Here is a 26656-nt window from a genome sequence, read left to right as displayed (position 1 = left end):
CCATCCAACCAGAAGGCGGCAGATCTGCAACAGGAAAAATAGTAGCCATTTAGCACTACCTCTTGCCCACGGCATTAACTTCTGCGATGATCGAAGAACCAATAAATAACTGTAAACTCAAAGAGTTACCCATGCCCGCTATTCAGAGCGAAGCCCTTAAACAACTGCAAACCCGCCTGCGATCCCGCGACTGTCATGTGGGTATTTATGGGCTGGGCTATGTGGGCTTGCCATTGGCACTGCGCTTTGCCGAAATGGGCATAAAAGTCACTGGGCTTGATATTGACCCGCATAAAGTCGCACAACTCAATGCGGGCAACAGCTACATCAAACGCATTACCGGCGAGCATATCGAGGACGCCTTAAACAACGGTTTTAGCGCCACTACAGACTTCGCACAAAGCACCCACGTAGACGCGCAAATAATCTGTGTCCCCACGCCATTGGACCAACACCATCAACCTGATTTATCTTTTGTCACAGATACTGTAGACGCCATTTTGCCCTACTTTCGTGAAGGGCAAATAATGTGCTTAGAAAGTACAACATGGCCCGGCACCACAGAGGAGCTGCTAAAACCCAGGCTTGAACATATGGGCTTTAATCCTGGCAGCAACTGCGCGTTGGTGTACTCCCCTGAACGTGAAGATCCAGGCAACCCAAATTATACTACAGCCACAATCCCTAAGGTGATTGGCGGCATCACCGAGAGCTGCCTAGAACTGGGCCAGACACTTTACGGGCTAGCTATCGAAACATTGGTGTCCGTTAGCAACACTCGTGTCGCCGAAATGACAAAGCTACTGGAAAACATTCACCGCGCCGTTAATATCGGTTTAGTGAATGAGATGAAAATAGTCGCCGACAAAATGGGCATTAACATTCACGAAGTGATAAAGGCCGCAGCGACTAAACCTTTTGGCTTTGTTCCATACGCTCCCGGCCCCGGCTTAGGCGGACATTGCATCCCTATCGACCCCTTTTATTTGACCTGGAAAGCTAAAGAGTATGGCATTAATACACGGTTTATTGAATTAGCTGGCGAGGTAAACCATCATATGCCCGAGTGGGTGGTCAACAAGGTGGCCGAGGCACTCAATCAACACAGAAAAGCAATAAACGGCAGCCGCATACTGGTGCTCGGACTAGCCTACAAAAAGAACATAGACGACACCCGCGAATCGCCCGCCGTAGAAATAATGCAGCAACTGCAAAATAAGGGGGCCCTAATTGATTATTCAGACCCCTATGTGCCCATATTCCCAAATAAGCGAGACTATCACTTTGATTTAAAAAGCGTAACGCTTACTCCAGGCACCATCCGATCATACGATTGTTTAGTGTTAGCGACAGACCACGATGATTACGACTATGCGCAACTGCAAGAATGCAGCCCGGTGATTGTGGATACGCGCAACCGTTTTAATGGTGCAAACATTGTCAAAGCCTAATGCCACTAAAGTTTTGCTAATCACCCGCAACCTTCCGCCACTAGTCGGAGGCATGGAGAGGCTCAACTGGAATATGGCTAAGGGCTTGGCAGAACACTCTCAAGTGACCGTCGTCGGCCCTAGCATTTCACAAGAAAGCATCCCGACAGGTGTTAAGTTTTCCGGGGTGCCGTTAAAGCCTTTATGGCTGTTTTTAATGTGCGCCCAGATTAAAGCCATATTTCAAGCTTTAAAGTGTCGGCCAACACACGTAATTGCCGGCAGCGGATTAACCGCACCTATTACCTTAATTTGCGCCAAGTTAATCGGCGCAAAAGCCATTACTTACACCCATGGCCTGGACGTTGCCGTCGATCATCCGCTTTACAAAGCTTTTTGGACACCCTGTTTTAGGCGAATGGATACGGTTATTGCCAATAGCACACCAACCAAAAACTTACTCCTGGAGCGCGGCGTTAACGAAGAGAGTATCGTTATTATCCACCCCGGCGTGGACATACCCAAGCATCCGCCCACCGAGCAAGAAGTAAACGACTTTAAACGACAGTATGGACTTGAACAAGGCCCCATACTGCTATCGGTAGGCCGTTTAACCACCCGTAAAGGGCTAAAAGAATTTGTCGCCCAATCATTACCCGATATCGCTAACGAGTTTCCCACGGTTAAATTATTGATTATTGGCGAAGCCCCCAAAAACTCACTTTACGCCACACCACAGACGAAAGAGGAAATCCTGCAAGCAGCTGATAAGCACGGATTAAAATCAAACCTGATATTTACCGGAAACATTACGGAACTTAAGATATTGCAATCGGCCTATGCAGCCAGTGATATTCATATTTTTCCGGTGAGAGAGATACCCGGCGACCCAGAGGGGTTTGGTATGGTAGCAGTAGAGGCGGCTGCTCAGGGTACACCTACAGTCGCATTTAAAACGGGAGGCATTGTAGACGCGGTAGATTCCACCAGATCAGGGTGCCTAATAGACAACGACAACTATTCAGAGCTCGCAGGGTCCATAATCGAAACTCTTAAAACTATAAAATCTAACCAAAATGGATGCGAAGAGTTCGCTTTACAGTTTAGCTGGAATAATTTCTTATCAAAGTTAACGACGACTCTTCAAAGATCATAGCAATGAGCAAAAAACCAATTTACGTCACCGAACCGGATTTACCACCACTGGATGAATTAATTCCCCTATTAGAAAGAATCTGGGAATCTAAACGTCTTACCAACGGTGGCCCACTACATCAAGAGTTAGAAGACAAGTTATGCTCCATGCTTGGGGTAAAGTATATTTCGCTGTTTAATAACGGAACAATCGCCTTACTGACTGCCTTCAAAGCATTAAAGGTTCAAGGCGAGGTTATCACCACACCCTACTCTTTTGTGGCAACATCCCACGCATTACTTTGGAATGGAATAAAGCCCGTTTTTGTTGATATTAAAAAAGACACCTTCAACATGGACCCAAACAGAATTGAGGAGGCGATAACCTCAAATACTAGCGCGATACTTCCAGTGCATTGTTACGGAACACCATGCAACACAGAAAAGATTCAGAAAATCGCCGACGACTATAACTTAAAAGTTATCTATGACGCTGCGCATGCCTTTGGCGTTAAAAAAGATGGGGTAAGTATCCTAAACCACGGTGACCTTAGCATTCTTAGCTTTCACGCCACAAAGGTTTTTAACACCTTTGAAGGTGGTGCCATCGTTTGTCACGACATGAAAACCAAAAAATACATAGATAATTTAAAGAACTTTGGATTTATAAACGAAACAACTATATCTACTTGCGGCATCAATGGAAAGATGAGTGAAATAAACTCAGCGATAGGAATCTTGCAAATCAAGACACATAAAGAAAACATCCAAAAAAGAAAGAAAACCCATAATGAATATACGCAACAACTAAAAGGAATTAAGGGCTTAGAGATTCCTGAGTTAGAAAAAGAAGAGACCACCCACAACTATTGCTACTTCCCCATTTTGATAAAAAATGATTTTCATATTACCCGGGATCAACTCTATAACAACTTAATAGAACACAACATTTTCCCTAGGCGGTACTTTTACCCACTTATAAGCCAGCTCCAAATGTATAAAGAGCTACCGTCAAGCCACTTAAAAAACTTACCAATTGCAAATAAAACAGCAAATAGCATACTATGCCTGCCCATTTCATCAAATACATCCTCAGAGGATGTAGAATTGATAACCGACATCATCAAAGAATCAGCAGGCCTATAGGCCCCCCTCAGGCTTGGCTAGACGCTCAAGCGGGTACAATCTAACTCAAATAGAGGACCCTATAAACAAGCCCCATATTTAGTAGTGCTTAAATAGCATTGAAACGTTGGTGATTACGGGGGTGTCATTCGCCCCCTCAGATTCATCTCAGCCTGCGCCATGCAACACCTAGATAACACTCGCTGACGCCACGAGAATTCGCTTAGTTCAGCACCAATACAAAAGAGCAACCAATAAATCACAGCTTTAATTAGACTGAAACTCTACAGACTCGCCATCTGAGAGGAAAGGAGATGAGATGAAATGATTAGCCAGGCTGTAATGATAATATCTGGTTACAACTCTAGAGCGGTTATTGCTTTTTGTAGATGGGCTACTAAGAATTCTGTCAATTTTCACATTATTGCTAGAAACGAGAAAGACCCGATTCTTCTGACGAGTTACAAGCATCACTTAAGTATCACAAGAAACTCGTCAGGATTGCATTATGACCAAATTCGCACATGGACTGATACACTGTGCCGTCGACATGGGTACGAGAGAATTTTAATTTTACCTTCGACTGAATACCTTAATCGATTTTTGCTCGAAAATAGAACATCTATTGAATCTGAAAATTGCGTCATCCCGCTAGTTAATGAGAAGTTGTACCGCACAATCTCAGACAAACATAGCTTTTCTAAACTCTGCGCCCTATATGGGCTGGATATTCCAGTTGAGTATGACGAAGCTCCAAAGTGCTTGCCGTTTGTTGCAAAGCCACGATCTTACTTTTCTTCCGGAGGCGGGCAACTCATTCCGCACCTCATACAAAATACCAGTGAATTAGAAGCGTTTCGCAAGAGCGAAGATGAAAGTGATTACTTCTTCCAGGAGTTTGTGTTTGGCCGGAGCTTGTATTTGTTAGCCCATATTCCGAGAGACGTAGAAAGCAACACTAGTATATTCTCGCAGGAAAACTTAATACAGCAAGCCAAGGGCGGCTCAATTATTCTAGCGAGACGCTCCAGCTTCCATGAAACCGAGGTTGCTAGGCGGTATGTGGAAATGCTGCATGACCAGAATTTTTTTGGATTGATTATGATTGAAGTGCGCTTCGACCCTTATAGAAATCGCTACTATATGATTGAAGCAAACCCGCGCCTTTGGGGGCCAATACAGTTCTGTATTGATAATAATGTTGACTTATTTGGCGGCATGCTGAGAGACCACGGCATTAAAACACCGAAAACACAGCATTCATTTACCCCAACGGAACATTACTTCTGGTCTGGCGGGACCTCCGAGGATTCTCATCCGGAGGCTTATTACAATTACACTCCCAGCGATTTCGCCATCGATTACGACAAACTCAGACGTCAAGATATTTTCGCGAGAAAAGATACGATTGAATTATATTTGAAAGAATCGGAATAATGAGTATTAATTATGAGTAATTCACATCTCCTCGAGCTGTACAATGAAACGAGCAAGCATAGCCACTATCAATTGCTAGCCACACCTCTCAGAAAGATTATTTCTGCTGACCCCGAGAAAAAAAATTCCAAATGGGAGGATGAGCGCCTAAGCTTCATAATGCGGCACTTACCGTGCAAAGATGCCTCAATAGCCGACATTGGAGGGAATACAGGATATTTTACTTTAGAGCTAATTCACAGGGGCGCTAAAAACGCATTATTCATCGAAGGCAATAAAACACACAGTGATTTTGTGCGTGAAGCAGTATCCATTCTCAATCTGCAAGATAAGATAAAAACTCACTCCAGCTACATGATATTCAAAGATGACATCACTCTCATTGATGTTGATATTACCCTAGTCTTAAATGTACTACATCATATTGGCGATGACTATGGTGACAGCTCCTTATCTATATCAGAGGCTAAAGCCAGTATTCTACATTCGTTGTTAAATTTGTCTTACCGAACAAAATATCTTGTTTTACAACTCGGATTCAACTGGAAAGGGGATATAAATTTTCCGTTATTCGACGGAGGATCAAAGAAAGAGCAGATCGACTTCATTGAAAATGGTGTAAATGACTTCTGGACAATTGAAAAAGTAGGTGTTGCTGAAACAACAGATGGCAAAGTATTTTATAACCAAGCCGGAGCTAACAATATCCAGCGCAACGATTCTTTAGGGGAGTTCCTTAATAGACCATTATTCATTATGAAGTCTAAACTATATGGAAAATCGAGACTGTAGATTTATGTCCGGTGTTCTTGCGGATGTCGCAACCACGGCTTTAGAACTGTAAGCGTAAGCTACCCCTGAGAAAGACAAGGCGGGACCACACTGAACGGCACAAAACGTAAAGGGGCCAAACAGCGCACACTGTTCCCAAGCGATGAAACTGCATTGAAGGTCGCTTACAATAAACCAGACGTTTGGCAGAATTATTTACAGGGGTTTTAGGCGCTTTCACCTGAGGTATGAACTTTTTTACGCGCCACGCCAAACAAATATAACCATAAAAAAACAGCAACTGAAAACTCCGAAAGAACGAGCGCTAATGCCACACCAAGACCACCATAAGCTCCAACCAACATACCACCCAGCGCAAGTAGAAGTAGGGCTCCGATCACTTCAATCGACATTCGAGTGCGCTCTCTACCAATGGTGACCATAGCAACACCCCCTAACTGTCTAGCCCCATAGAACAAAAGCCAAATAGCCATTAGGAACACGTAAGATCCAGCACTCCGATACTGCTCAAAGAAATGATCAATCACAAAAGTAACAGCGACAATGGATACCAAGGATGCCAACAGGGAGTATAAAATCACAACCAATGCTACTCTTTTGACGCTACGCCACCATGCATTGGTCGACTGAACCTCGTGAAAAGCGGGAAGTGCAGCCGACATTAAAGCTGTGACGGGAAGAGTGAACACACTGACCAAACGAAAAGCTATCATGTAATTACCTAGCGCCCCCGCTCCGATCAATGCATAGATAAGCAGCTTATCCAGTTCCTGATAGGATTTACCAATCCAGTTGCCTACAGCGTAGCTTCCACCCAAAAATGGAGATCCCACTTCTCTTTTCGACACCTGAAAAGCAAGTCCACCAAAGCATTGGTACAGCATCCCAAAGCCACATAAAAAACCCAATATTGAGCCGATGAAATTGACAGAAATCACATTAAATAAATTAATCAATTCCATCGCCCACAACAGCGAGACAAGCACCAATCGAATAATCGGAATAACATTAACCGAAGCCGCTGCTAGAGCCGGCTTTTTACTTGCCATCAATATCACATTGACATTCTGCATTATTGCCAAAAAAACAAGTTCCGATAATAGCAACAGCAGAATTTCAATGATTTTTAAATCAGAGCCCAGTAGAGCAAAGTACCCTAATACCAGAGCAAACAACGGTATGGACGTAGCCAACAAGCGAAGCACCAAAAAAGGCACCACCCCATTGACCGCAGCTGTTTGAGATATACGTTTTGATAATATATTCGAAACACCCCAACCCGAAAGAGGGAAAAGCAACAAGCACGCGGACAGACCTGCAGAGAGCACGCCATACTGCTCAACACCCAGGCTTTTCGAGACCACAATAAAATATAGAAACTGTACAAGCGCGCGAGAGATCAAGCCAAGAAAAGAAAGGAAGGAACTTCGAAATAAAGGTTCTTTTGCTAGCGATATTACTCTTTTTAACGCCCCTTCGTTGATAAGATTACTCACCTTTCTACAGGGACGAACTTTTGGTGCCACTTTCGAAATAAGACAAAAAACGTCCGATTCCACACCAAATATGCCACCGCAGAAATAAAAGATTTAACACCATAAGATCTACAAAAATCTTTTAGCGACCACATAGCCCACCTAACTTCGCCTCCCCGAATACTCCAAAGAAACAGACCAATTAACATCTCAAGGCGGTAACCTACTGGATAATCGAGCCTACCGTTAAAAAAGCATCTCGCGTTCGAATCAAACTCCAAACAACCCAGCAGAAACTGAATTCTTTTTTTCACCCCTGACCTAAGAGCTGATTGCTTACTGTGTCTATATACTGCCGTAACACGAGAAACGTACCCCACACCCCAACTCGACGAAGTATAGGCGGCGTGAAGAGTGTCTCCAAACGGGTAGTAAACGCTCGCCAACTCAGATCCAAAACAATTTTCTATACAACACTTTCTACTCATTCTGGTACATGTTCGTAATATTTTAGGGTGATAAAAAATATTAAAAAGATCACCTTGAAGCATATTTTTGGGAAGATGCCTATGAACAGGGTGGCCCTTCTTCCATTCGCCACGCTTAAGCTTCGACCTAACCCAGTCCGTGTGAACTACTCCCACTTTAGGATTATCTCTGAAAACCTGAACCTGATCCTGAAGTTTATACTCGTCAACCCAATAGTCATCGCCTTCGCAATATGCCAAAAACTCTCCTCTTGCTAAGGAGACCACTTTACGAGAATTGGCATTCATTCCCACATTCTCGTGCCAGCCTATAACTTTTATTATTTCTGGGTATTGCTCTTGATAGGAAAGAACAACCTTTCTTGTCTCATCTTTCGAGCAATCCTCACCTATTATTAACTCAAACTCAAAATCAGACTTTTGCTCCAAAACACCTCGAATTGCATCAGAGATATAATCGGCGTGATTATAGGCAAGCATTACTACGGTAACGACTGGCGCTTTTACATAACGGCTGGAGTCATAAAATTCTTTATACATATTTCACTCGGGTCATTTATCTTTATACAGTAAAGCCGTCACCTGCTCAGACACCAACCCCATCAAAAACACTAGGATAGAAGTCGTAAACAAGAGCGCCCCCATATTAGTAAAACGGCCATCCGTAAAATATGTATAAGCGTAATAGGCCACGCCGCCACCACCCAACGCCATTGAAATCGGGAAAAACAACTTTAGCGGCGAGAACAAAGTTCCAATTTTAAAAATAATCAGCAAGAAACGAACACCGTCTTTCCATAAGTTGATATGGCTTTTAGAACCTTCGGCTCGTTTTAGCACGTTGATAGGTACATAACCGACTGAGTATCCCGCACGGAAAAAGCTCATGGTAATGGTAGTAGGGTACGAGAATTTATTGGGCAACAGACTAATAAACTCCAAAAACTTCTCACGCCTTACTGCACGAAACCCAGAAGTTAAATCTTCCACCTTGTGGCCTACCATCCAGCTGGCGAACTTATTGTAAAGACCATTGGCTAATGAGCGGTGCACGCCCGCCTGCCCCTCGCGGCTGCGGGCGCCGACTACCATATCGTAGCCAGACTCTAGCTTTTCTAATAAAGGAGCTATATCTTCCGGGCGGTGCTGCCCATCGGCATCCATACACACCACTATATCGTTACTGGCAGCCCGCAACCCCGCCTTTATGGCGGCGCCATTGCCTTTGCTGTAGGGCTGGTTCAGCACCTTGGCTCCCGCTGCCTCAGCCACGGCCGCCGTATCGTCGGTAGAACCATCATTAACCACCAGTATTTCGGCGGCGGGATAGTACCGCCGCACGCCCGCAACGGTATCACCAATAGCAATGGCTTCATTCTTGGCAGGGAGCACTACAGATATTGTCATAACGCTTCACCGTGTGTCTTAACTTGAACCTCTTTCAGGCGCGCCACCCAATCCTGTCGTCCTGCAATAGCTAGCTCATTCAACATTTTTTGAATTGCCGGGTCTCCCACTGGCGCCAGCTCAACTGCACGCTTTAAATGGTCAAAAGCCTTTATTGGCTCATGGGTGTCGTTAAAGAGATACGCGCCAACCCGTAAATACTCTTCGGGCCGTAACGTTGTTTTACTGGTAATAATATCTATTGTTTTAAGCACTGCGCGCTCGTTGTTGTACATATGACGCTCAGCGTTATCAAGCGTCACCCAAAGTATCCCTTTATTCTGCACGCTCATCACTGAGCCTTTTAAACGCTCGAGGAATAGCTGCCAATCTTCGTCTGTGACACTACCTTTTTTAGTTTTATAAATCACTACATTATTCATAAGAATAGCAGACTGAGGCAGGTGCTCAGCACCTTCTTGACAGGTCTCGATAGCCAAATCAAGGTGATGTTCCTGCCCCTTCTTACCGCTCAGTTCAAAATGGGTCGTACATAGAGTTGCCCAAGCACGCACTGAATCTCGCGCCATAGCCAAACTATACTCGGCCAAGCGGAGGTTATCACCCCATATATAAGCACGAAATAGCGTCGCGGCACTTACCATCGCGATCAAAGAGATCACACAAACTGTCTTCACACCATTAGCAAATACTCTGCCGTATAGCAGAGCAAAAACCACATCCCCCAACGCCAGCAACGCGCCAACCAACGGCAAATGATTGCGATGCTCGTAAGCCAGCTCTAAATTAATGACATTACTCGTCATAAAATGGCCAGCAAAAAATAATAAAACCCCAAAAGAAAACACTGGGTGCGCACAACGCCAACGCCAAGCCCAGGCCAACAACACTACAATCAGCGTAATCGCAGGCAGCGTTGTCCAAGGCTGCCATAAGCTACGCGACACGGGGATATGATCATAAAAAAAAGTCATGGAACTGGGCATAGGTAAGAATATCTGCCCTAAATACATCACTAACACGCGCCCCTGAGTAAGCAATCGCTCTACACTAGAGAAATCCCTCCCTGGATAGGCACCCCAATGCCAATAGTGCGGGACCACCACAAAGAAATATACAACACCGCCAAGCAAAGCCAAGACGCCAAATGCCCAGCGAAGCCACTTTGCCAAGTTCGGTTGCGCCGCGCGAAACTGCAAAACCGTCAATTCCATAACCAAACAGTACAAGGGTATTAGCGCTGCATCTTCTTTACTAGCAAATGCCAGCACTGCAAATAGCAGGGCCAACACAGCATACAGCTGACTGCGCGCCCCCTCTATCTGCAAAGCACGCATACGCACATAGGCCCACAAGGCTAACAAGACAAAGAGCACACTAAGAGTCTGCATGCGCTGCACAATGTACAGCACAGAGGAAACCTGTAAAGGATGAATGGCCCACAGTAGTGACAACAGTAAAGCAGCATTAGCGGCACGCTTGTGCGACCAACTTGCCAACAACAAAAGCTGACGCAGAAACAACGCCAAGACCAAACAACTCAAGCCATGAATAATGAGGTTGGTCAACTTGAACGCGAACGGGTCCAGCCCTGCGCGCCTAAAATCGAGCGCGAAACTAAGCATAGCCAGTGGACGCGAGCTACCGCCCGGCTCGAAACTGTAAGCCGCGTAAAGCAAATCATCAAGCGTGTTGATTTCGTAGAGATGTAAGGCCGTATTTTGTAGAATATTAGGCCAATCATCTAATAGAAAACTACCGGAGAGCCCTGGTAAAAATAAAAGCGTGGCTAATAATGCAATTGCGACAGCGAGCCAATAAAAGGAACGGCAGTTTAAATACTTCAAGACATTCAGGCCTCTATTTTTATATGGTCTGGCCGGCACAGCCAATCTTTAACAATAAAAAACTGCAACCTTAGCTCCAAACACTCAACCACAAGCAAAATTAACTTAAATAAAAAGCGCCGAAAGGCGCTTTTTATTTACAACACTTAGCTCAGAATCAAAAATTATTCATCTAAACGACAAGAACCTTTCCCAGCATCACAGATAGTATCTGCCTGAATGTCCGCGTTACCCTGTGTTTTCGCAGTGAATGTAACACTAGTACCCGCACTGTATGAGCCAGTCGCCAGAGTAGGTGATATCGCAGTACACGCCGAGGTCTCATAAGTAGTCGGATCTTTGTTGTCTGCCATGTCCGCCACAGCAGTGCTCATATAAGATTTAGCTTCGGCCAAGCAGGCACCATTAGCAGAACGCTGGGTATAATCGCGATATTGTGGCAATGCGATGGCAGCCAAAATACCGATAATCGCTACCACGATCATCAGTTCGATCAATGTAAAACCTTGTTGTTTTTTCATCAGAGCCTCCAAAAATGCTCAAAGTAAAATTATGTGTGTACAGCTGACCCATAGCGAGCCTACACTCACACCAGCAAGGTATGGGCCAACATTACCGCCCATACCTTGCTGGCCACTAGCTACAAGCAAACCCTCACACTGCCGATTCCCGCCCCATAGTGACAAATAACGTCAGTGATCATACAAAAATGCGGATGCAGGCACACAAACATTGCCAACGCGCTCAACAGTTCGTAAAGTAAATACTTGTATAACCGCCTTTATGCTCAAGGCGTTAAGATAGCAACCTTAGCAATTACACGAACAAAAGCGCTTAAGCCTATGGCAGCACTAAACGGATTGGCAAAACGGCTGGTTAATGATGGCCTGCTGGACGAGACCTTAGCTGGGAGCGGCCTAACGGAGGCCAACAAGCAAAAACTGCCATTTGTGGTTTATTTGGTCCAAAATGGGGTTTTGGACGCCAAAACACTGGCACAGGTAGCAGCCGATGAGTTTGGCACACCTGTATTTGACCTAAAAGCCATTGACCCGCAAGCGCTGCCCAATAAGCTGGTTGACGCCAAGCTGATAGAAAAACATCGCGCCTTACCCCTAATGCGCCGAGGCAACCGGTTATTTGTGGGGGTTGTGGACCCGACCAACCTACACGCGCTGGATGAAATTAAGTTTAATACCGGCATTAACACCGAGGCGGTGTTAGTAGAGGCAGACAAACTTACCGCAGCCATTGAAGCTTATATTAACGCCAACGAAGAAAGCTTAAGCGACGCATTAGGCGGGCTTGAAGACGATGATTTAGCCGGTGTAGAGGCGGGTGCGGCCGAGGCCGAAGAGGAGGCCACCAACGAAGCTGACGAAGCGCCTATTGTACGGTTTATTAACAAGATATTGTTGGACGCCATTAAAACCGGCGCATCGGACATTCACTTTGAACCCTACGAAAAAGCTTATAGGATAAGGTTTCGCACCGACGGTATTTTAAGCGAAGTGTCTAAGCCGCCAATCAACTTGGCCACTCGCTTAGCGGCCCGCCTGAAAGTGATGTCGCAGATGGACATATCAGAGCGCCGCATGCCTCAAGACGGGCGCATTAAAATGAAAATATCCAAAACCCGTGCCATCGACTTTAGGGTAAATTCGCTACCTACTCTGTTCGGCGAAAAAATCGTCCTGCGAATTCTGGACCCAAGCTCAGCCAAGCTAGGTATTGATGCCTTGGGCTATGAAGACGCACAAAAACAAATGTACTTAGAGGCACTGGAGCAACCCCAAGGTATGATATTGGTGACCGGACCTACAGGTAGCGGTAAAACCGTATCGCTTTATACTGGCCTCAATATCTTAAATACCGAAGAGCGCAATATTTCCACCGCCGAAGACCCTGTGGAGATCAACCTAGAGGGCATCAACCAAGTACAAATGCACACTAAAATCGGCTTAACCTTTGCTGAGTCGCTACGCTCCTTTTTGCGCCAAGATCCGGATATCGTCATGGTGGGCGAGATCCGTGACCTGGAAACCGCCGAAATTGCCATTAAAGCGTCACAAACCGGGCACTTGGTGCTGTCTACACTGCACACCAACAGCGCTGCCGAAACCCTGACGCGACTATTAAATATGGGTGTGCCTGCGTTTAACGTGGCGACCAGCGTTAGCTTAATTATTGCCCAGCGTCTAGCGCGACGGTTATGCACCAAGTGCCGCAAGCCAGCAAACGATATACCCGATGATATTTTGACCGAAGAAGGGTTTGACGATATAGGCATTCCTCGCGATGAGTTTGAGCTATACCACCCAGTGGGCTGCGAGGCCTGTCTAAAAGGTTATAAGGGCCGTGTCGGGGTCTATGAAGTGGTTCGCATCACCCCCGACATTGCAACCCTTATAATGGAGGGGGGGAACTCTCTGCAAATTGCCAAAGCCGCTAAGCAGGCCGGTTTTAACAATTTGCGAGTTTCAGCATTACGAAAAGCTGCACAAGGCTTAACCAGCCTGGAAGAAGCCAACCGAGTCACCAAGGACTAAACTATGGCCACTGCAACTGCGCAAAAAACAACGCAAGCAAAGCGCAAATCAACAATATCGACCAACCAAACGTACGTATACAAAGGCTCTGATCGCAAAGGCAAACCCTTAACTGGCGAGATGTCAGGTGCTAGCCCCGCGTTGGTGCGCGCCCAGCTACAAAAACAAGGCATGGTAGTTAAATCGGTTAAGAAAAAACCAAAGCCTTTGTTTGGTGGCGGCAAAAAGAAAATTAAAGCATCCGATATCGCCGTATTCTCACGGCAAATGGCCACCATGATGAAAGCCGGTGTGCCACTGGTACAGGCATTTGAAATTGTCGCTGATGGCCTAGATAACCCATCGATGAAAGAACTTATCTATAAAATACGTGACGATGTAGCAGCTGGCGGAGGCTTTGCAACGGCACTTCGCAACCATCCCCGCCACTTTGACGATCTGTTTTGCAACTTGGTCGAGGCCGGCGAGCAGTCAGGTGCGCTAGAGACCATGTTGGCACGGATCGCCACTTACAAAGAAAAAACTGAAGCCCTAAAAAAGAAAATTAAAAAAGCGCTGACGTACCCCACCGCAGTTGTATTGGTCGCCATTGTGGTCACCGCCGTCTTGCTAATTAAAGTGGTCCCGGCGTTTGTCGAGACCTTTGATAGCTTTGGGGCAGATTTGCCCTCCTTTACCTTATTTGTCATGCACTTATCAGAGGTTGCTCAGGCCTATTGGCTGCATACCCTGGTAGGCCTCTTTGTGTTCTTTTTCGTGTTTAAAGAGGCTAAATTACGCAGCCCTAAATTTGCCTACTTTATCGATCGAATGTCCTTAAAAATACCGGTTATTGGGGGGATTTTGTACTTGGCTATTTTGGCGCGATTCGCCCGCACGTTGTCGACTACTTTTGCCGCTGGCGTCCCATTGATTGATGCATTAACCTCTGTGGCGGGGGCCGCGGGGAACCGCATTTATCGCGATGCGATTCTGAAAGTGCGTGAGGATGTCTCTACCGGTATTCAGCTTAATGCGGCTATTCGCAATCAAGGAATATTCCCGCCTCTGATGATTCAGATGGCAGCGATTGGTGAGGAGTCGGGTGCACTGGACGACATGCTGGACAAGGTCGCCAACTATTACGAAGAGGAAGTGGACAATAAAGTTGACAACCTATCGGCGCTATTAGAGCCGATGATTATGTCCGTTTTGGGTATTTTAGTGGGCGGCTTGTTGATCGCTATGTACCTACCCATATTCCAGCTCGGTAATGTTGTTTAAGACTAAGGCCTACAATGTCAGAAATACCCTTATGGTTTGTTTACTTATTTACCGGCCTGTTTGGATTGGCGCTGGGAAGTTTTTTAAACGTCCTTATTTTACGCCTACCCAAAATGCTAGAGGCCTCCTGGAAAGCGCAATGCTGTGAGCTACTGGAACAACCCACCCCGACCGATGAAAAGCTGGGGCTCGCATTTCCGTCCTCTCACTGCCCTACGTGCAAAACGTCCATTCAGCCTTGGCAGAACATCCCGGTTATAAGCTATCTGTTATTAAAGGGGCGCTGCGCTAATTGTAAAACAGTTATTTCAGTCCGCTACCCACTGATTGAGCTAGCCACCGCGCTACTGTCGATGGCGGTCGTGTTTTACTTTGGGGTGACCTGGCAAAGTGCTGCAGTACTAGCGCTCACTTGGGCGCTCATCACTCTAACAGTGATTGATTTTGATACCCAACTACTGCCCGATAATATTACGCTTCCCTTAATGTGGTTGGGGCTGATCGTCAATTATTTTGGCTTAGTCACTGACTTACACAGTGCACTGTGGGGCGCGGTGTTTGGCTACCTTTCTCTGTGGTCGGTGTTTTGGGCGTTTAAACTGCTAACCGGTAAAGAGGGCATGGGCTACGGCGACTTTAAGCTGTTAGCCGCGCTGGGTGCCTGGATGGGCTGGCAGATGCTACCGCTGATTATTATTTTATCGTCGCTGGTGGGTGCGGTTATTGGCATCGGCATGATCATTGTTATGGGGCGCGATAAAAATATTCCGATTCCGTTTGGGCCCTACTTAGCGATTGCAGGCTGGATTGCGTTGCTCTGGGGTGACGAGATTGTCCAACAATACCTGCAATTAGCCAATATTGGTTAAGTCGCTTAGCTGATGTTCACACCCCCAAACATGCCGCTGGTTATCGGTCTTACCGGCGGTATTGGCAGCGGCAAAAGCGCAGCTTCAGCTTGCTTTGCCGCACTTGGCGTTACCGTAGTAGATGCCGATATTGTCGCTCGCGAAGTCGTCGAGCCCAACTCGAGCGCGCTGATCAGTATTGCCGAGCATTTTGGCCCCGATATACTTCACCCGGATAGCTCGCTTGATCGCGCGCGCCTTAGACACATTATTTTTGCCAACCCAACCGAAAAGGCTTGGCTTGAGGCTTTGCTTCACCCGCTAATCAATCAACGTTTACGCCAGCAACTCAACAGCGCTCGCTCAGCGTACGTTATTTTTGTCTCCCCGCTACTTCTAGAGACATCACAGCACGAATTAACGAGCCGAATCTTAGTCGTTGATTGCCCGCCAGAGGCCCAGATAAACCGTGCCGCAATACGGGATAAGATTGAACCTGGGCAGATTGAGGCTATAATGGCGACGCAAATAAATCGCTCCGAGCGGCTAAAGCTAGCGGACGATATTTTGCACAATCATGGCAACTTGCAGGAGCTGGAACTCCAGGTAGCAAAGCTCCACCAGCAGTATCTTGCCCTTACCGCCCCACAGTAGAGGTAAACGATCTCGCTATGAATGATGAACAACCGATAAAGCTTCAGTGCCCCACGTGCCAAACAACTGTTTTTTGGTCCGAGGCGTATCCGCATCGCCCATTTTGCTCTGAGCGCTGTAAACTTATTGACTTGGGAGAATGGGCTAGCGAGAACCACCGCATCGCGGGCGAAGATGCCCTGCCACAAAATGATGATGAATATTAACGTGCAATCACAGCGCCACGCGACTTAATAGCCAACCCACTAGGCTTGCCTGTCTACCACCACGCCGAAATACCCGCAACGCCCTGCCCTCCAGCCTCTTTAGCGGTCAAAATGTTGTCATCCGACATACCGCCCAGAGCGTACACCGGCATTTTGGCAAAAGCCGTAAGCTCAGCAAAAGCAGCCCACCCCAAAGGCTTTGCATTAGGGTGGGAGGCGCTAGGCTGCACTGGCGACAGAAAAATATAATCCAACCCTAAACGATTGGCCTTGTGAATATCTTGCGCGCTGTGGCAAGACGCCCCCACTAACAGATCCGCTAACGCCGGAGGACGCTCACTCATCTCGCTTAAGCGTTTTCCGTTTAGATGAACACCATCGGCGGTAAAAGGCTGTGATGGGTCGGCATTAATAACCAACTTTGCCCCCTCGCGATGGCAGCGCGCCAAAACACGTTGCGCCAAGCGGATAAACGCTTCTTGCTCAAGCTCGGGCGCACGTAGCTGCAGCAACTTAGCGCCGCGCACCAAACACGCATCAACCCGCGCCAAACACTCCGGTTGCGAGGCAAAATCTCCAGTAATAACCAAACGATCGGGCAATTGCAGCGCGTTCACAATAGGGTAATTAGCCGCCGGGAATGGGTAGCTACCAAGCTCGGAGGGACTCACCCAGTTAAGTGGCTGACCTTCCTTGCCAATGGCTGTGCCGGTAAAACTGACGACCCGGTAAACATCCAATAACACCTGTTTATCGCCGTAATCGTGAGAGATTTGAATCACCGGGACAAAATCGCTGCACTGTACATCCAGCTCCTCAAACAGCTCGCGGGTTAGCGCCTGCTGCACAGTCTCTCCCGGCTCGACCTTACCCCCAGGAAACTCCCACAAACCGCCCTGATGGGCCACTTGCGGGCGCTTAGCAATTAATATTTTGCCGTTTGCGTCCGTTATTACGCCAACGGCGACATGAACCTGCTTCATTGGCTACGTTCGGTAATCGGCGTTAATACGCACATACTCATAGGACAAATCTGTCGTCCAGAGGATCTCTTGACTGTCGCCCCGACCTAAATCGATACTGATCGTAATACGGTCGCCATTCATAACCTGCTGGCCTTGTGCCTCGGTGTAAGTCGCGGCGCGGCCACCATGCTCGACAATCAATACATCGTTCAAATGAACCCGAACAGCTTCATCGTCCAAATCTTGCACGCCGGCGTAACCAATGGCGGCGACAATGCGCCCCCAGTTTGGATCGCTGGCAAATAACGCCGTTTTAATCAGCGGTGAGTGCGCCACCGCATAGGCGACCTTTAAGCACTCGTCGTGACTCGCGCCTCCGGTAACATCAATGGTGACAAACTTAGTCGCACCCTCACCATCGGCAACGATCCCTTGAGCCAGCTCGGTGGCAACCGCCACCACCGCCTCGCGCAATACGCGGTAAGCGTCCGACTCTGCCGCAACAATCGCCGGGTTTCCCGCCTGCCCAGAGGCGACCAGCATGCAAGCATCGTTGGTCGAGGTGTCGCCATCAATGGTAATACGGTTAAACGAAAGGCCTGCCGCCTCTCGCACTAATCGTTGCAACACATCGGCGGCAACCACAGCGTCGGTCGCGATATAACCCAACATGGTCGCCATATTGGGGTTGATCATACCGGCGCCTTTGGCGATACCGTTTACCGTTACCGCAGTGCCACCTATCTGTACTTGGCGGGTGGCGCCTTTGGGGCGAGTATCAGTGGTCATAATAGCTCGCGCCGCACACTCCCAGGCATCTTCCCGTGCACTGCTACAAAGCTCTGGGATAACCGCGGTGATTTTTCCTACCGGGAGCGGCTCGCCAATAACACCCGTTGAAAACGGCAGCACCTGTGTGCGCGCAACGGATGTTTGCTCGGCCACACTGGCACACACAGCCAGGGCGTTTTGATAACCCGACTCACCGGTACAGGCATTCGCGTTGCCCGAGTTCACAATCAAGTAGCGTACATCGCTTTGGGCTAAATGCTCGCGGCACACTTTAACTGGCGCAGCGCAGAACGCATTTTGCGTAAACACGCCAGCCACGGTGCTGCCCGGCGCCAAGGCAAATAGTAGTACATCATCGCGCCCGGGCTTTTTAATACCGGCACCGGCGGCGGCAATCGCAACGCCTGCAACTGGTGGCATCGACGGAAATGGGTAATCACCTACAGCCATATTATTAATTCACTCTTAGGTCAGCGTACCGTGACACTGTTTGTATTTCTTGCCCGAGCCGCAAGGGCATGGATCATTACGACCGACTTTACGGCCTTCGCGGGTGACAGGTGCAGCGCCAGCTTGACCCGCTTCCGGGCGCGGTTGACGCTCGGGCGCCATGGCTGAGGCTTGATCGTGAGTCATTTGCATTTTACGCTGCGCTTGCGCCTGCTCTTCCACGCGGCGACGTTCCATCTCTTCCATTTGCTCACGGCTAACTGGCTCTACCCGTGCCAACAAGTTAATCGACTCGCGCTTGACGGTTTCAAGCATTTCTTGAAACAAGAAAAAGGCTTCGCGCTTATACTCTTGCTTGGGGTTTTTCTGAGCATAAGAGCGCAAGTTAATTCCTTGACGCAGATGGTCCATACTGGCCAGCTGCTCTTTCCAGGAATTATCCAGCACCTGCAACATTACCTGGCGCTCGATCTCGCGCATTACCTCGCCGATGCGTTCGCACTTTTCTTGATAAGACTGCTGCACGGTCTGCTGAATACGCTCACGAAGGGTTTCTTCGTGAAGGTTGTCGTCTTCATTCAGCCATTGCTGTACAGGTAACTGCAAGGCGAAGTCAGCCTCTAATTGCTTCTCAAGGCCGTTAATATCCCACTGCTCTTCGATGGACTGAGGCGGCACGTGCGCGCTGACCAGATCTCCCACCACATCTTCACGCACGTTATTGATCGTCTCCGAGATATCCTCGGCCTCCAGCAGCTCATTACGCTGCTGATAGACAATCTGACGCTGATCATTGGCAACATCGTCGTATTCAAGCAACTGCTTGCGGATGTCGAAGTTGCGCCCTTCCACTTTGCGTTGGGCTTTTTCAATGGCGTTATTTACCATGCGGTGCTCGATGGCCTCGCCTTTTTCCATGCCCAGTGATTGCATTAAATTACGCACACGATCGGAGGCAAAAATTCGCATCAAGCTGTCTTCTAAAGACAAGTAAAAACGAGTCAGACCCGGATCACCTTGACGGCCAGCACGGCCACGCAGCTGATTATCAATACGGCGCGATTCGTGTCGCTCTGTACCAATAATATGCAAACCGCCCGCCTCGATCACTTGTTGATGGCGCACCTTCCAGTCGCTTTTAGCTTTTTCTATCTGCGCTTCGGTGGCGTTAGCAAGTGAGGCGACCTCGGCCTCCCAGCTGCCGCCCAACACAATATCGGTACCCCGGCCCGCCATGTTCGTGGCAATAGTCACGGTGCCCGGACGCCCCGCTTGAGCAATAATCTCGGCTTCTTTTTCGTGGAATTTAGCGTTTAGCACTTGGTGCGGAATGTTGGCGGCTTTTAAGCGCTTGGACATTTCCTCTGAGGTTTCAATCGACGCTGTACCCACCAAAATAGGGGCATTGTTTTTGCGATACTCTTCGATATCGCGCACAATGGCGTCAAATTTTTCCGGCACCGATAAGTACACTAAATCGTTTTTATCGATCCGCTGAGTTGGCCGGTTGGTAGGGATAACCACCACATCCAAACCGTAAATCTCACGAAACTCAAACGCCTCGGTGTCTGCCGTACCGGTCATGCCAGACAAGGTTGGATACAAACGGAAGTAGTTCTGAAAGGTGGTCGAGGCCAACGTTTGACTCTCGCTTTGAATACGCACACCTTCTTTGGCTTCAATCGCCTGATGCAAGCCCTCGGACAAACGACGTCCGGCCATCGTGCGGCCCGTGTGCTCATCGATCAGTACAACTTCGCTATCTTGTACAATGTACTCGACATCGCGATGAAACAAAGCGTGGGCACGCAGGGCTGAATTTACGTGGTGCAACAAGCCCAAATTCGCGGCTGAATATAAAGTATCAGACTCCGACAGCATCTCGGCATCAATCAACAGTTGCTCGACATGTTGATGCCCTTGCTCGGTCAGCTCTACCTGGCGAGTTTTTTCATCGACATAATAATCGCCGTCATCCTCGTCCTCTTGCTGGCGACTCAGGCTACCAATCAGCTTGTTCATACGCTGATACAGCTCGGCACTGTTTTGCGTGGGTCCCGATATAATCAAGGGCGTGCGCGATTCATCAATCAGAATCGAGTCCACTTCGTCCACCACGGCAAAATACAAATCGCGCTGAACCTTGTCTTCCTTGCGCATCGCCATGTTGTCACGCAGGTAATCAAACCCAAATTCATTATTGGTGCCATAGGTAATATCGGCGGCGTAGGCGGCGCGCTTAGCCTCGGTACCTTGGCCCGACTGAATAACGCCGACACTGAGCCCCATAAACTCATATAAAGGCTGCATCCAAGCCGCATCGCGGCTCGCCAGATAATCGTTTACCGTAACAATATGCACACCGCCGCCGGTAATGGCGCGCAAATAACTGGGCAAGGTAGCCATTAGGGTTTTACCTTCACCGGTGCGCATTTCGGCAATGCAGCCTTCGTGCAACGCCATGCCGCCAATCAACTGAACATCAAAATGGCGCATCCCCAGTACTCGGTGGCTCGCCTCACGCACAGCGGCAAACGCCTCCGGCAAAAGCGCATCCACTTTTTCGCCATCGCGAGAGCGTTGCTGAAGCTCCGCGGTTTTTGCTTGTAAGTCGGCATCAGACAGCGCCTGCATCGACTCCTCTAACTCATTAATACGTGCGACCGTTTTACGCATACGTTTCAACACACGGTCGTTTTTAGAGCCTAAGACCCATTTGGTTACTTTAGCTAGCATGAAATAAATCCATCAAATCAATAAACATCAACGCTGCTGCCCATTGGCAACAGCGCTACAACCTGTCGTGACAGGTGCGAGAGGAGTAAAAAAACAGAAAGGGGTTATCGCAAGGTACGATGTATATAAGAGGCGGGGTCAACCGAGCGACCGTTTTTGTACACTTCAAAGTGCACATGTGGGCCTGTCGAGCGACCAGTAGAGCCCATTAAAGCGATTACTTGGCCTTTTTTAACGACATCGCCAACCTTAACTTTATTTTCTTTGTTGTGCGCGTAACGGGTAGAGAAACCACTGCCGTGATTTACCTCAACCAAATGACCGTAACCGTGGCGATCGGCGGACCAAGTCACTACACCAGCCGCGACAGCAACGACATTGGCGCCCTCTTTACCGGCAAAGTCGACACCTCCGTGCCACGCAATTTTGCCGGTAAATGGATCGGTGCGGCGCCCATAGCGCGACGACATCCAGCCTTTTTCGATTGGGCGCCCCGCCACAAAAATATCTTCTTTTAAACGCCGATTTACCAGCAGTGCATCAAGCGTCTCAAGCTGCTGCTCACGATTTGCGATCTGGCGAGACAGCTCATCAATGGCATCAATAAAGCTTGGCGGCGAGTAAGCATCACCAAACTCCGCTTCTTCTGGGCCTCCCAGCGCCGGCAACTGGCTAAAATCAAACTCACCGGAATCAAGTTTGGCTATGTTGGTTAGGCGCTCACCTAGCGCGTCCAAACGCACCAGCCGCGCCTGCAACTCGGCAACCTTTAACGTTAGCGCGGCAACGTCAGCCCGTGCGCGCTGGCGGCTTTCCTGCACTTGACTTTGCTGCTCGGCCAGTGCGGTATCCCAAGCGCGCCGAGACTCCGCCGTAAATAAATCGCTGTTGTTTTGTGCTACCAACAGGTGATAACCCAAAACCCCCGCTACCGCAGGCAAGCCCAGAATACACACCGACAATAAAGCACGCGTCCAGCCGCCCAGCGTAATGCTGCGCGCGTGACCGTGGCGTTTACTGACGAGAATAATCTTCATAGTGGCGTGTTTGTCATTTAACCTTTATTCAATATGTCATGTCTTTTCGCTAAACTTGTGCAGCAATAGCGAACACAGGTAGCAACGGCGCAGCACTAGTGAGCACTTACTAGCCTCACACCCCTCTGAAAAACAGAAGGCTCATACACCGAAGCTTAAAAATCATCGTTATATTGCGTAAGTATTTATATTTCGATTTTGTTATTTACACTGCAAATTCTGCCAACTATATAAAAAAGGCCCGCAGAGTACAATCTGCGAGCCTCATTTTGACGCCGATTGCGTCACTAAAGTAACCGGCGAGGGCTATATCGCGAGTAGAGGCTTCATATAAGAGATAGGCGCCGCATTCTCGTCATCAAAGGTCACTACTTCCCAAGCGTCTTTCTGTGCAATTAACTGACGCAGCGACTTATTGTTAAGCGCATGACCTGATTTGTGCGCTTTAAACTCACCAATCAAGCTATTACCCAGCAAGTACAAATCACCAATCGCATCCAGCACTTTATGCTTAACAAACTCGTCCTCGTAACGCAGACCGTCTTCGTTAAGGATGCGGTACTCGTCCACCACAATCGCATTATCGACGCTGCCGCCTTTGGCCAAGCCCTTTGAGCGTAAGTACTCGATCTCGTGCATAAAGCCAAAGGTGCGGGCGCGACTGACCTCTTTCACAAACGAGGTGCTAGAAAAGTCGACCGACGTCTCGAGCGCCCGCCCTTGAAATACAGGGTGATCAAACTCGATCGAAAACGACACTTTAAAACCATCAAAAGGAATAAAGCTGGCGGTTTTATCACCATCTTGAACGGTAACAGGACGCTTAATGCGGATAAACTTCTTCGCAGCCGCCTGCTCTTGAATCCCCGCCGACTGGATCAAAAACACAAAAGGGCCGGCACTGCCATCCATGATAGGCACTTCAGGGGCGCTTACCTCGACAATCGCATTGTCGATGCCGAGCCCGGCCATGGCCGAGAGCAAATGCTCTACCGTCGATACCTTTACATCGCCTTTGACCAAGCTGGTCGACAAGGTGGTATCGCCGACGTTTTCAGCCTTAGCTTCGATCTCAACCACAGGATCGAGGTCGACGCGACGAAAGATGATTCCGGAGTCTACCTCTGCGGGCAACAGAGTTAGATACACTTTTTGGCCGGTGTGAAGACCCACGCCAGTGGCGCGAATCGCATTTTTGAGGGTACGCTGTCTGATCATTGTTGGGTATGGCTCTAATAGATGGTGTAAACAAACATCCCGTGCAGGCGTTATATTTGATCGCACAGGTCGGGGTTAATTAACAACAATTACCAACATTAACCCGCAACTTGCCAACAGTTTTGACCCAAAACAACAAACTAGGCCCCAACAAAACCTCGGCACAGCGATATCGCCCATCTTTTCTGGCTGCGTAAAGCGGCGAACTATAGCAAAAAAAGGCACAATTCACCAGCAATTGCCGACCTGTCGCACACACTTGGTGCGACGGGCACAACGCCCACCGAGCTACGTATCAGGCGGCTCGGCGGGCTTATACGAGCAACCGCTTAATCGGCTTGGCGACGCAAAAAGGCCGGAATATCTAAGTATTCCATATCCTTATCGGCGGCCGGTGCGGCTGCCGCTGCTTGCCCCCCGGCATTACGCATTACAGTCGGACGATCCAACGCAGAGTAATCTAACTGACCATCCGCGCGTCGCGTATTATCCACAACCACTTTGGTCGGGGACTTAGCGGCCTGCTCGGCAACACCGAGACCGGTCGCCACAACCGTAACCCGCAGCTCATCAGACAGTTCGGGGTCGATAACGGTTCCCACTACAATGGTCGCATCGTCAGACGAGAACTCAGCAATGGTCTCACCTACCTCACCGTATTCACCCAAGGACAAATCCATACCTGCGGTAATATTCACCAGAATCCCGCGCGCGCCCTGCAAGTTAACATCTTCCAGCAGCGGACTGCGGATAGCCGCTTCGGCCGCTTCGCGAGCACGGTTATCACCGGTGGCGTGAGCGGTACCCATCATTGCCATGCCCATTTCCGACATAACGGTTTTCACATCGGCAAAGTCGACGTTGATCATGCCGGGACGGATAATCAGATCGGCAATACCTTGCACCGCGCCTTGCAGCACACTGTTTGCCGCTTTAAAGGCATCCAGCAGGCTAGTTGCTTTGCCGAGTACCGACAGCAGCTTTTCGTTAGGGATCGTAATTAACGAGTCGACTCGCTCCTGAAGCTCTTTGATACCCGCTTCAGCGACTTGCATACGCTTACGGCCTTCAAACGGGAACGGCTTAGTAACAACCGCAACGGTCAAAATATCCATATCGCGCGCAACCTCGGCAACAATCGGGGCGGCACCGGTACCGGTACCACCACCCATGCCAGCGGCGATAAACACCATATCGGCACCTTGCAGCACCTCGGCAATCCGCTCGCGATCTTCCATCGCCGCGTGACGGCCGATCTCTGGGTTAGCACCAGCGCCCAACCCCTTGGTCATGCTGTTGCCCAACTGCAACGCAACGCGCGCATCGACGTCTTTAAGCGCTTGCGCATCGGTGTTAGCACACACAAACTCTACGCCTTCAACGTTGTTTTCAATCATGTGCTTCACGGCGTTGCCACCGCCACCGCCAACGCCGATAACTTTGATCACTGCATTTTGTGGCATACTGTCTACGAGTTCGAACATGGCTTTATCCTCTCGTCCGTAAAGTAAAATTTAAAAAGTTAAAAATAAGAAATTAAAATTCGCCTTGAAACATTCTTTTCAGCTTTGCGAGCAAACCAAGCTCGCTATCTTTGGCCGGTGTTGCATGGTTGTCGCCAAGATGTTGCTTTAGAGCATACTGCAAAAGCCCCACACCGGTGGAGTAAATTGGGTTGTTCACTATGTCGGACAAGCCGGTAATATTTTGTGGTGCACCTAAACGCACCGGCATATGAAAAATCTCTTCGGCCAGCTCGACCACACCTTCCATTTTTGCGGTGCCGCCGGTTAACACAATGCCGCCGGGCAGCATGTCCTCAAAACCGCTACGGCGCAGCTCGGCCTGCACTAAGGTAAACAGCTCGTCATAGCGCGGCTCGACGACTTCTGCCAAAGCTTGGCGAGATAAATTACGGGCAGCCCGATCCCCTACACTCGGCACCTTGATGGTTTCATCAGGGCCGGTCAGTTTAGCCAGCGCACACGCGTATTTAATTTTTATCTCTTCGGCATTTTGCGTCGGCGTACGCAACGCCATGGCAATATCATTTGTCACTTGATCACCAGCGATCGGGATAACACCAGTGTGGCGAATCGCACCATCTGTAAAAATAGCAATGTCGGTAGTGCCACCACCAATATCGACAATGCATACTCCCAAATCGCGCTCGTCATCGGTCAACACCGAATAACTTGACGCCAACTGCTCCAGGATGACGTCTTCGACTTCTAAACCACAACGCTTAATACACTTCTCAATATTTTGCGCTGCATTCACCGCGCAGGTCACTAAGTGGACTTTAGCTTCAAGCCGCACCCCCGACATTCCCAAAGGCTCTTTCACGCCCTCTTGATCATCGATCAAAAACTCCTGCGGTAAAATGTGCAGAATTTTTTGATCGGCGGGAATCGCCACCGCTTGCGCTGCATCAATCACCCGGTCGACGTCTTGTGAAAAAACCTCGCGATCTCTAATGGCAACGATGCCATGAGAGTTCAAGCTGCGGATATGGCTGCCCGCAATACCGGCATACACCGAGTGTATTTGGCAGCCTGCCATTAACTCAGCCTCTTCAACGGCGCGCTGAATAGAGTGCACCGTCGACTCAATATTCACTACCACGCCTTTTTTTAAGCCGTTTGAGCGACACGAGCCAATACCGACAATCTCCAAATCCCCGTCAGGGGTGATGGCGCCGACGATGGCAACCACTTTGGATGTGCCGATATCCAAGCCCACTATCATTTTGTTGTCGTTTGAGCCCGCCATGTAAATGGACCTCTTCCCCAATGCTAAAAGT

At 48.6% G+C, this 26656-nt stretch carries 21 protein-coding genes and 1 pseudogene; 10 read left to right on the top strand and 12 right to left on the bottom strand.

The annotated features are described in order from the left end of the window. The first annotated feature begins 131 nt into the window (after positions 1-131). From AACY82_RS08865 to AACY82_RS08845, 5 genes are all read left to right on the top strand, one after another. Complete coding sequence (locus tag AACY82_RS08865; protein WP_339616438.1) at positions 132-1451, top strand: nucleotide sugar dehydrogenase; 1320 nt, start codon at positions 132-134, stop codon at positions 1449-1451. Further along, on the top strand, positions 1438-2586 hold the full coding sequence (locus tag AACY82_RS08860) for a glycosyltransferase family 4 protein (protein WP_339616437.1): 1149 nt from the start codon (positions 1438-1440) through the stop codon (positions 2584-2586). The genes AACY82_RS08865 and AACY82_RS08860 overlap by 14 nt, the downstream gene beginning before the upstream one ends. 2 nt (positions 2587-2588) lie before the next feature. Next, on the top strand, positions 2589-3710 hold the full coding sequence (locus AACY82_RS08855) for a DegT/DnrJ/EryC1/StrS family aminotransferase (RefSeq protein WP_339616436.1): 1122 nt from the start codon (positions 2589-2591) through the stop codon (positions 3708-3710). A 303-nt stretch (positions 3711-4013) separates the two neighbouring features. Then, positions 4014-5126, top strand: coding sequence for a hypothetical protein (locus AACY82_RS08850; RefSeq protein ID WP_339616435.1), 1113 nt, complete (start codon positions 4014-4016; stop codon positions 5124-5126). 12 nt (positions 5127-5138) lie between these two features. Beyond that, positions 5139-5918: a hypothetical protein gene (locus AACY82_RS08845; RefSeq protein WP_339616434.1), complete on the top strand. Its 780-nt coding sequence runs from the start codon at positions 5139-5141 to the stop codon at positions 5916-5918. Positions 5919-6124: 206 nt separating this feature from the next. Here AACY82_RS08845 and AACY82_RS08840 read toward each other — a convergent pair whose 3' ends face one another. The 5 genes and pseudogenes from AACY82_RS08840 to AACY82_RS08820 form a co-directional block, all read right to left on the bottom strand. Continuing rightward, complete coding sequence (locus AACY82_RS08840; protein ID WP_339616433.1) at positions 6125-7414, bottom strand: oligosaccharide flippase family protein; 1290 nt, start codon at positions 7412-7414, stop codon at positions 6125-6127. Beyond that, complete coding sequence (locus tag AACY82_RS08835; RefSeq protein WP_339616432.1) at positions 7411-8421, bottom strand: glycosyltransferase; 1011 nt, start codon at positions 8419-8421, stop codon at positions 7411-7413. Before AACY82_RS08835 ends, AACY82_RS08840 begins: the two co-directional genes overlap by 4 nt. A 12-nt stretch (positions 8422-8433) precedes the next feature. Then, a complete protein-coding gene (locus tag AACY82_RS08830) occupies positions 8434-9288 on the bottom strand; it encodes a glycosyltransferase family 2 protein (protein ID WP_339616431.1) in 855 nt (284 codons plus the stop codon). Beyond that, positions 9285-11135, bottom strand: coding sequence for a hypothetical protein (locus AACY82_RS08825; protein WP_339616430.1), 1851 nt, complete (start codon positions 11133-11135; stop codon positions 9285-9287). Before AACY82_RS08825 ends, AACY82_RS08830 begins: the two co-directional genes overlap by 4 nt. A 410-nt stretch (positions 11136-11545) precedes the next feature. Beyond that, a pseudogene (locus AACY82_RS08820) lies at positions 11546-11656 on the bottom strand (prepilin-type N-terminal cleavage/methylation domain-containing protein); the annotation flags it as partial. A gap of 321 nt (positions 11657-11977) precedes the next feature. On the opposite strand from AACY82_RS08820, the gene pilB reads away from it, so the two are divergent. From pilB to yacG, 5 genes are read left to right on the top strand one after another with little or no spacing between them, the layout of a single operon-like run. Continuing rightward, entirely contained in the window at positions 11978-13684 is a 1707-nt protein-coding gene (pilB, locus tag AACY82_RS08815) for a type IV-A pilus assembly ATPase PilB (protein ID WP_339616429.1), read from the top strand. 3 nt (positions 13685-13687) lie between these two features. Continuing rightward, a complete protein-coding gene (locus tag AACY82_RS08810; RefSeq protein ID WP_339616428.1) occupies positions 13688-14947 on the top strand; it encodes a type II secretion system F family protein in 1260 nt (419 codons plus the stop codon). Positions 14948-14961: 14 nt separating this feature from the next. Beyond that, positions 14962-15816: an A24 family peptidase gene (locus AACY82_RS08805; RefSeq protein ID WP_339616427.1), complete on the top strand. Its 855-nt coding sequence runs from the start codon at positions 14962-14964 to the stop codon at positions 15814-15816. Positions 15817-15828: 12 nt separating this feature from the next. Next, positions 15829-16449, top strand: coding sequence for a dephospho-CoA kinase (gene coaE / locus AACY82_RS08800; protein WP_339616426.1), 621 nt, complete (start codon positions 15829-15831; stop codon positions 16447-16449). Positions 16450-16466: 17 nt separating this feature from the next. Further along, positions 16467-16655, top strand: coding sequence for a DNA gyrase inhibitor YacG (yacG, locus tag AACY82_RS08795; RefSeq protein ID WP_339616425.1), 189 nt, complete (start codon positions 16467-16469; stop codon positions 16653-16655). A 53-nt stretch (positions 16656-16708) separates the two neighbouring features. On the opposite strand, the gene AACY82_RS08790 is transcribed toward yacG, so the two are convergent. From AACY82_RS08790 to ftsA, 7 genes are all read right to left on the bottom strand, one after another. Continuing rightward, the gene (locus AACY82_RS08790) at positions 16709-17638 is read right to left on the bottom strand and encodes a Nudix family hydrolase (RefSeq protein ID WP_339616424.1); all 930 of its coding nucleotides are present in this window, start codon (positions 17636-17638) and stop codon (positions 16709-16711) included. A gap of 3 nt (positions 17639-17641) precedes the next feature. Continuing rightward, entirely contained in the window at positions 17642-18862 is a 1221-nt protein-coding gene (argJ, locus tag AACY82_RS08785; protein WP_339616423.1) for a bifunctional glutamate N-acetyltransferase/amino-acid acetyltransferase ArgJ, read from the bottom strand. A 15-nt stretch (positions 18863-18877) separates the two neighbouring features. Then, a complete protein-coding gene (secA, locus tag AACY82_RS08780; RefSeq protein ID WP_339616422.1) occupies positions 18878-21598 on the bottom strand; it encodes a preprotein translocase subunit SecA in 2721 nt (906 codons plus the stop codon). A gap of 104 nt (positions 21599-21702) precedes the next feature. Continuing rightward, the gene (locus tag AACY82_RS08775) at positions 21703-22635 is read right to left on the bottom strand and encodes a M23 family metallopeptidase (protein ID WP_339616421.1); all 933 of its coding nucleotides are present in this window, start codon (positions 22633-22635) and stop codon (positions 21703-21705) included. A gap of 306 nt (positions 22636-22941) precedes the next feature. Beyond that, positions 22942-23853: a UDP-3-O-acyl-N-acetylglucosamine deacetylase gene (gene lpxC / locus AACY82_RS08770; protein ID WP_339616420.1), complete on the bottom strand. Its 912-nt coding sequence runs from the start codon at positions 23851-23853 to the stop codon at positions 22942-22944. 329 nt (positions 23854-24182) lie between these two features. Beyond that, positions 24183-25337, bottom strand: coding sequence for a cell division protein FtsZ (ftsZ, locus tag AACY82_RS08765; protein WP_339616419.1), 1155 nt, complete (start codon positions 25335-25337; stop codon positions 24183-24185). A 52-nt stretch (positions 25338-25389) separates the two neighbouring features. Next, positions 25390-26625 carry a cell division protein FtsA gene (gene ftsA, locus AACY82_RS08760; RefSeq protein ID WP_339616418.1) on the bottom strand — a complete coding sequence of 412 codons (1236 nt, stop codon included), beginning with the start codon at positions 26623-26625 and terminating at the stop codon, positions 25390-25392. Positions 26626-26656: the final 31 nt, after the last annotated feature.

Source organism: uncultured Gilvimarinus sp. (genome assembly GCF_963972205.1).
In the GTDB taxonomy this organism is placed as follows: Bacteria; Pseudomonadota; Gammaproteobacteria; order Pseudomonadales; family Cellvibrionaceae; genus Gilvimarinus; species Gilvimarinus japonicus.
This window is presented reverse-complemented; position numbering and strand designations above follow the sequence as displayed.

Bases quoted from the DNA above. Each gene is read 5' to 3' on its own strand.
- AACY82_RS08865 (WP_339616438.1), top strand. From the start codon at position 132: ATGCCCGCTATTCAGAGCGAAGCCCTTAAACAACTGCAAACCCGCCTG.
- AACY82_RS08855 (WP_339616436.1), top strand. From the start codon at position 2,589: ATGAGCAAAAAACCAATTTACGTCACCGAACCGGATTTACCACCACTG.
- AACY82_RS08850 (WP_339616435.1), top strand. From the start codon at position 4,014: ATGATTAGCCAGGCTGTAATGATAATATCTGGTTACAACTCTAGAGCG.
- AACY82_RS08845 (WP_339616434.1), top strand. From the start codon at position 5,139: ATGAGTAATTCACATCTCCTCGAGCTGTACAATGAAACGAGCAAGCAT.
- AACY82_RS08835 (WP_339616432.1), bottom strand. From the start codon at position 8,421: ATGTATAAAGAATTTTATGACTCCAGCCGTTATGTAAAAGCGCCAGTC.
- AACY82_RS08830 (WP_339616431.1), bottom strand. From the start codon at position 9,288: ATGACAATATCTGTAGTGCTCCCTGCCAAGAATGAAGCCATTGCTATT.
- pilB (WP_339616429.1), top strand. From the start codon at position 11,978: ATGGCAGCACTAAACGGATTGGCAAAACGGCTGGTTAATGATGGCCTG.
- AACY82_RS08810 (WP_339616428.1), top strand. From the start codon at position 13,688: ATGGCCACTGCAACTGCGCAAAAAACAACGCAAGCAAAGCGCAAATCA.
- AACY82_RS08805 (WP_339616427.1), top strand. From the start codon at position 14,962: ATGTCAGAAATACCCTTATGGTTTGTTTACTTATTTACCGGCCTGTTT.
- coaE (WP_339616426.1), top strand. From the start codon at position 15,829: ATGTTCACACCCCCAAACATGCCGCTGGTTATCGGTCTTACCGGCGGT.
- yacG (WP_339616425.1), top strand. From the start codon at position 16,467: ATGAATGATGAACAACCGATAAAGCTTCAGTGCCCCACGTGCCAAACA.
- AACY82_RS08790 (WP_339616424.1), bottom strand. From the start codon at position 17,638: ATGAAGCAGGTTCATGTCGCCGTTGGCGTAATAACGGACGCAAACGGC.
- argJ (WP_339616423.1), bottom strand. From the start codon at position 18,862: ATGGCTGTAGGTGATTACCCATTTCCGTCGATGCCACCAGTTGCAGGC.
- secA (WP_339616422.1), bottom strand. From the start codon at position 21,598: ATGCTAGCTAAAGTAACCAAATGGGTCTTAGGCTCTAAAAACGACCGT.
- AACY82_RS08775 (WP_339616421.1), bottom strand. From the start codon at position 22,635: ATGAAGATTATTCTCGTCAGTAAACGCCACGGTCACGCGCGCAGCATT.
- lpxC (WP_339616420.1), bottom strand. From the start codon at position 23,853: ATGATCAGACAGCGTACCCTCAAAAATGCGATTCGCGCCACTGGCGTG.
- ftsZ (WP_339616419.1), bottom strand. From the start codon at position 25,337: ATGTTCGAACTCGTAGACAGTATGCCACAAAATGCAGTGATCAAAGTT.
- ftsA (WP_339616418.1), bottom strand. From the start codon at position 26,625: ATGGCGGGCTCAAACGACAACAAAATGATAGTGGGCTTGGATATCGGC.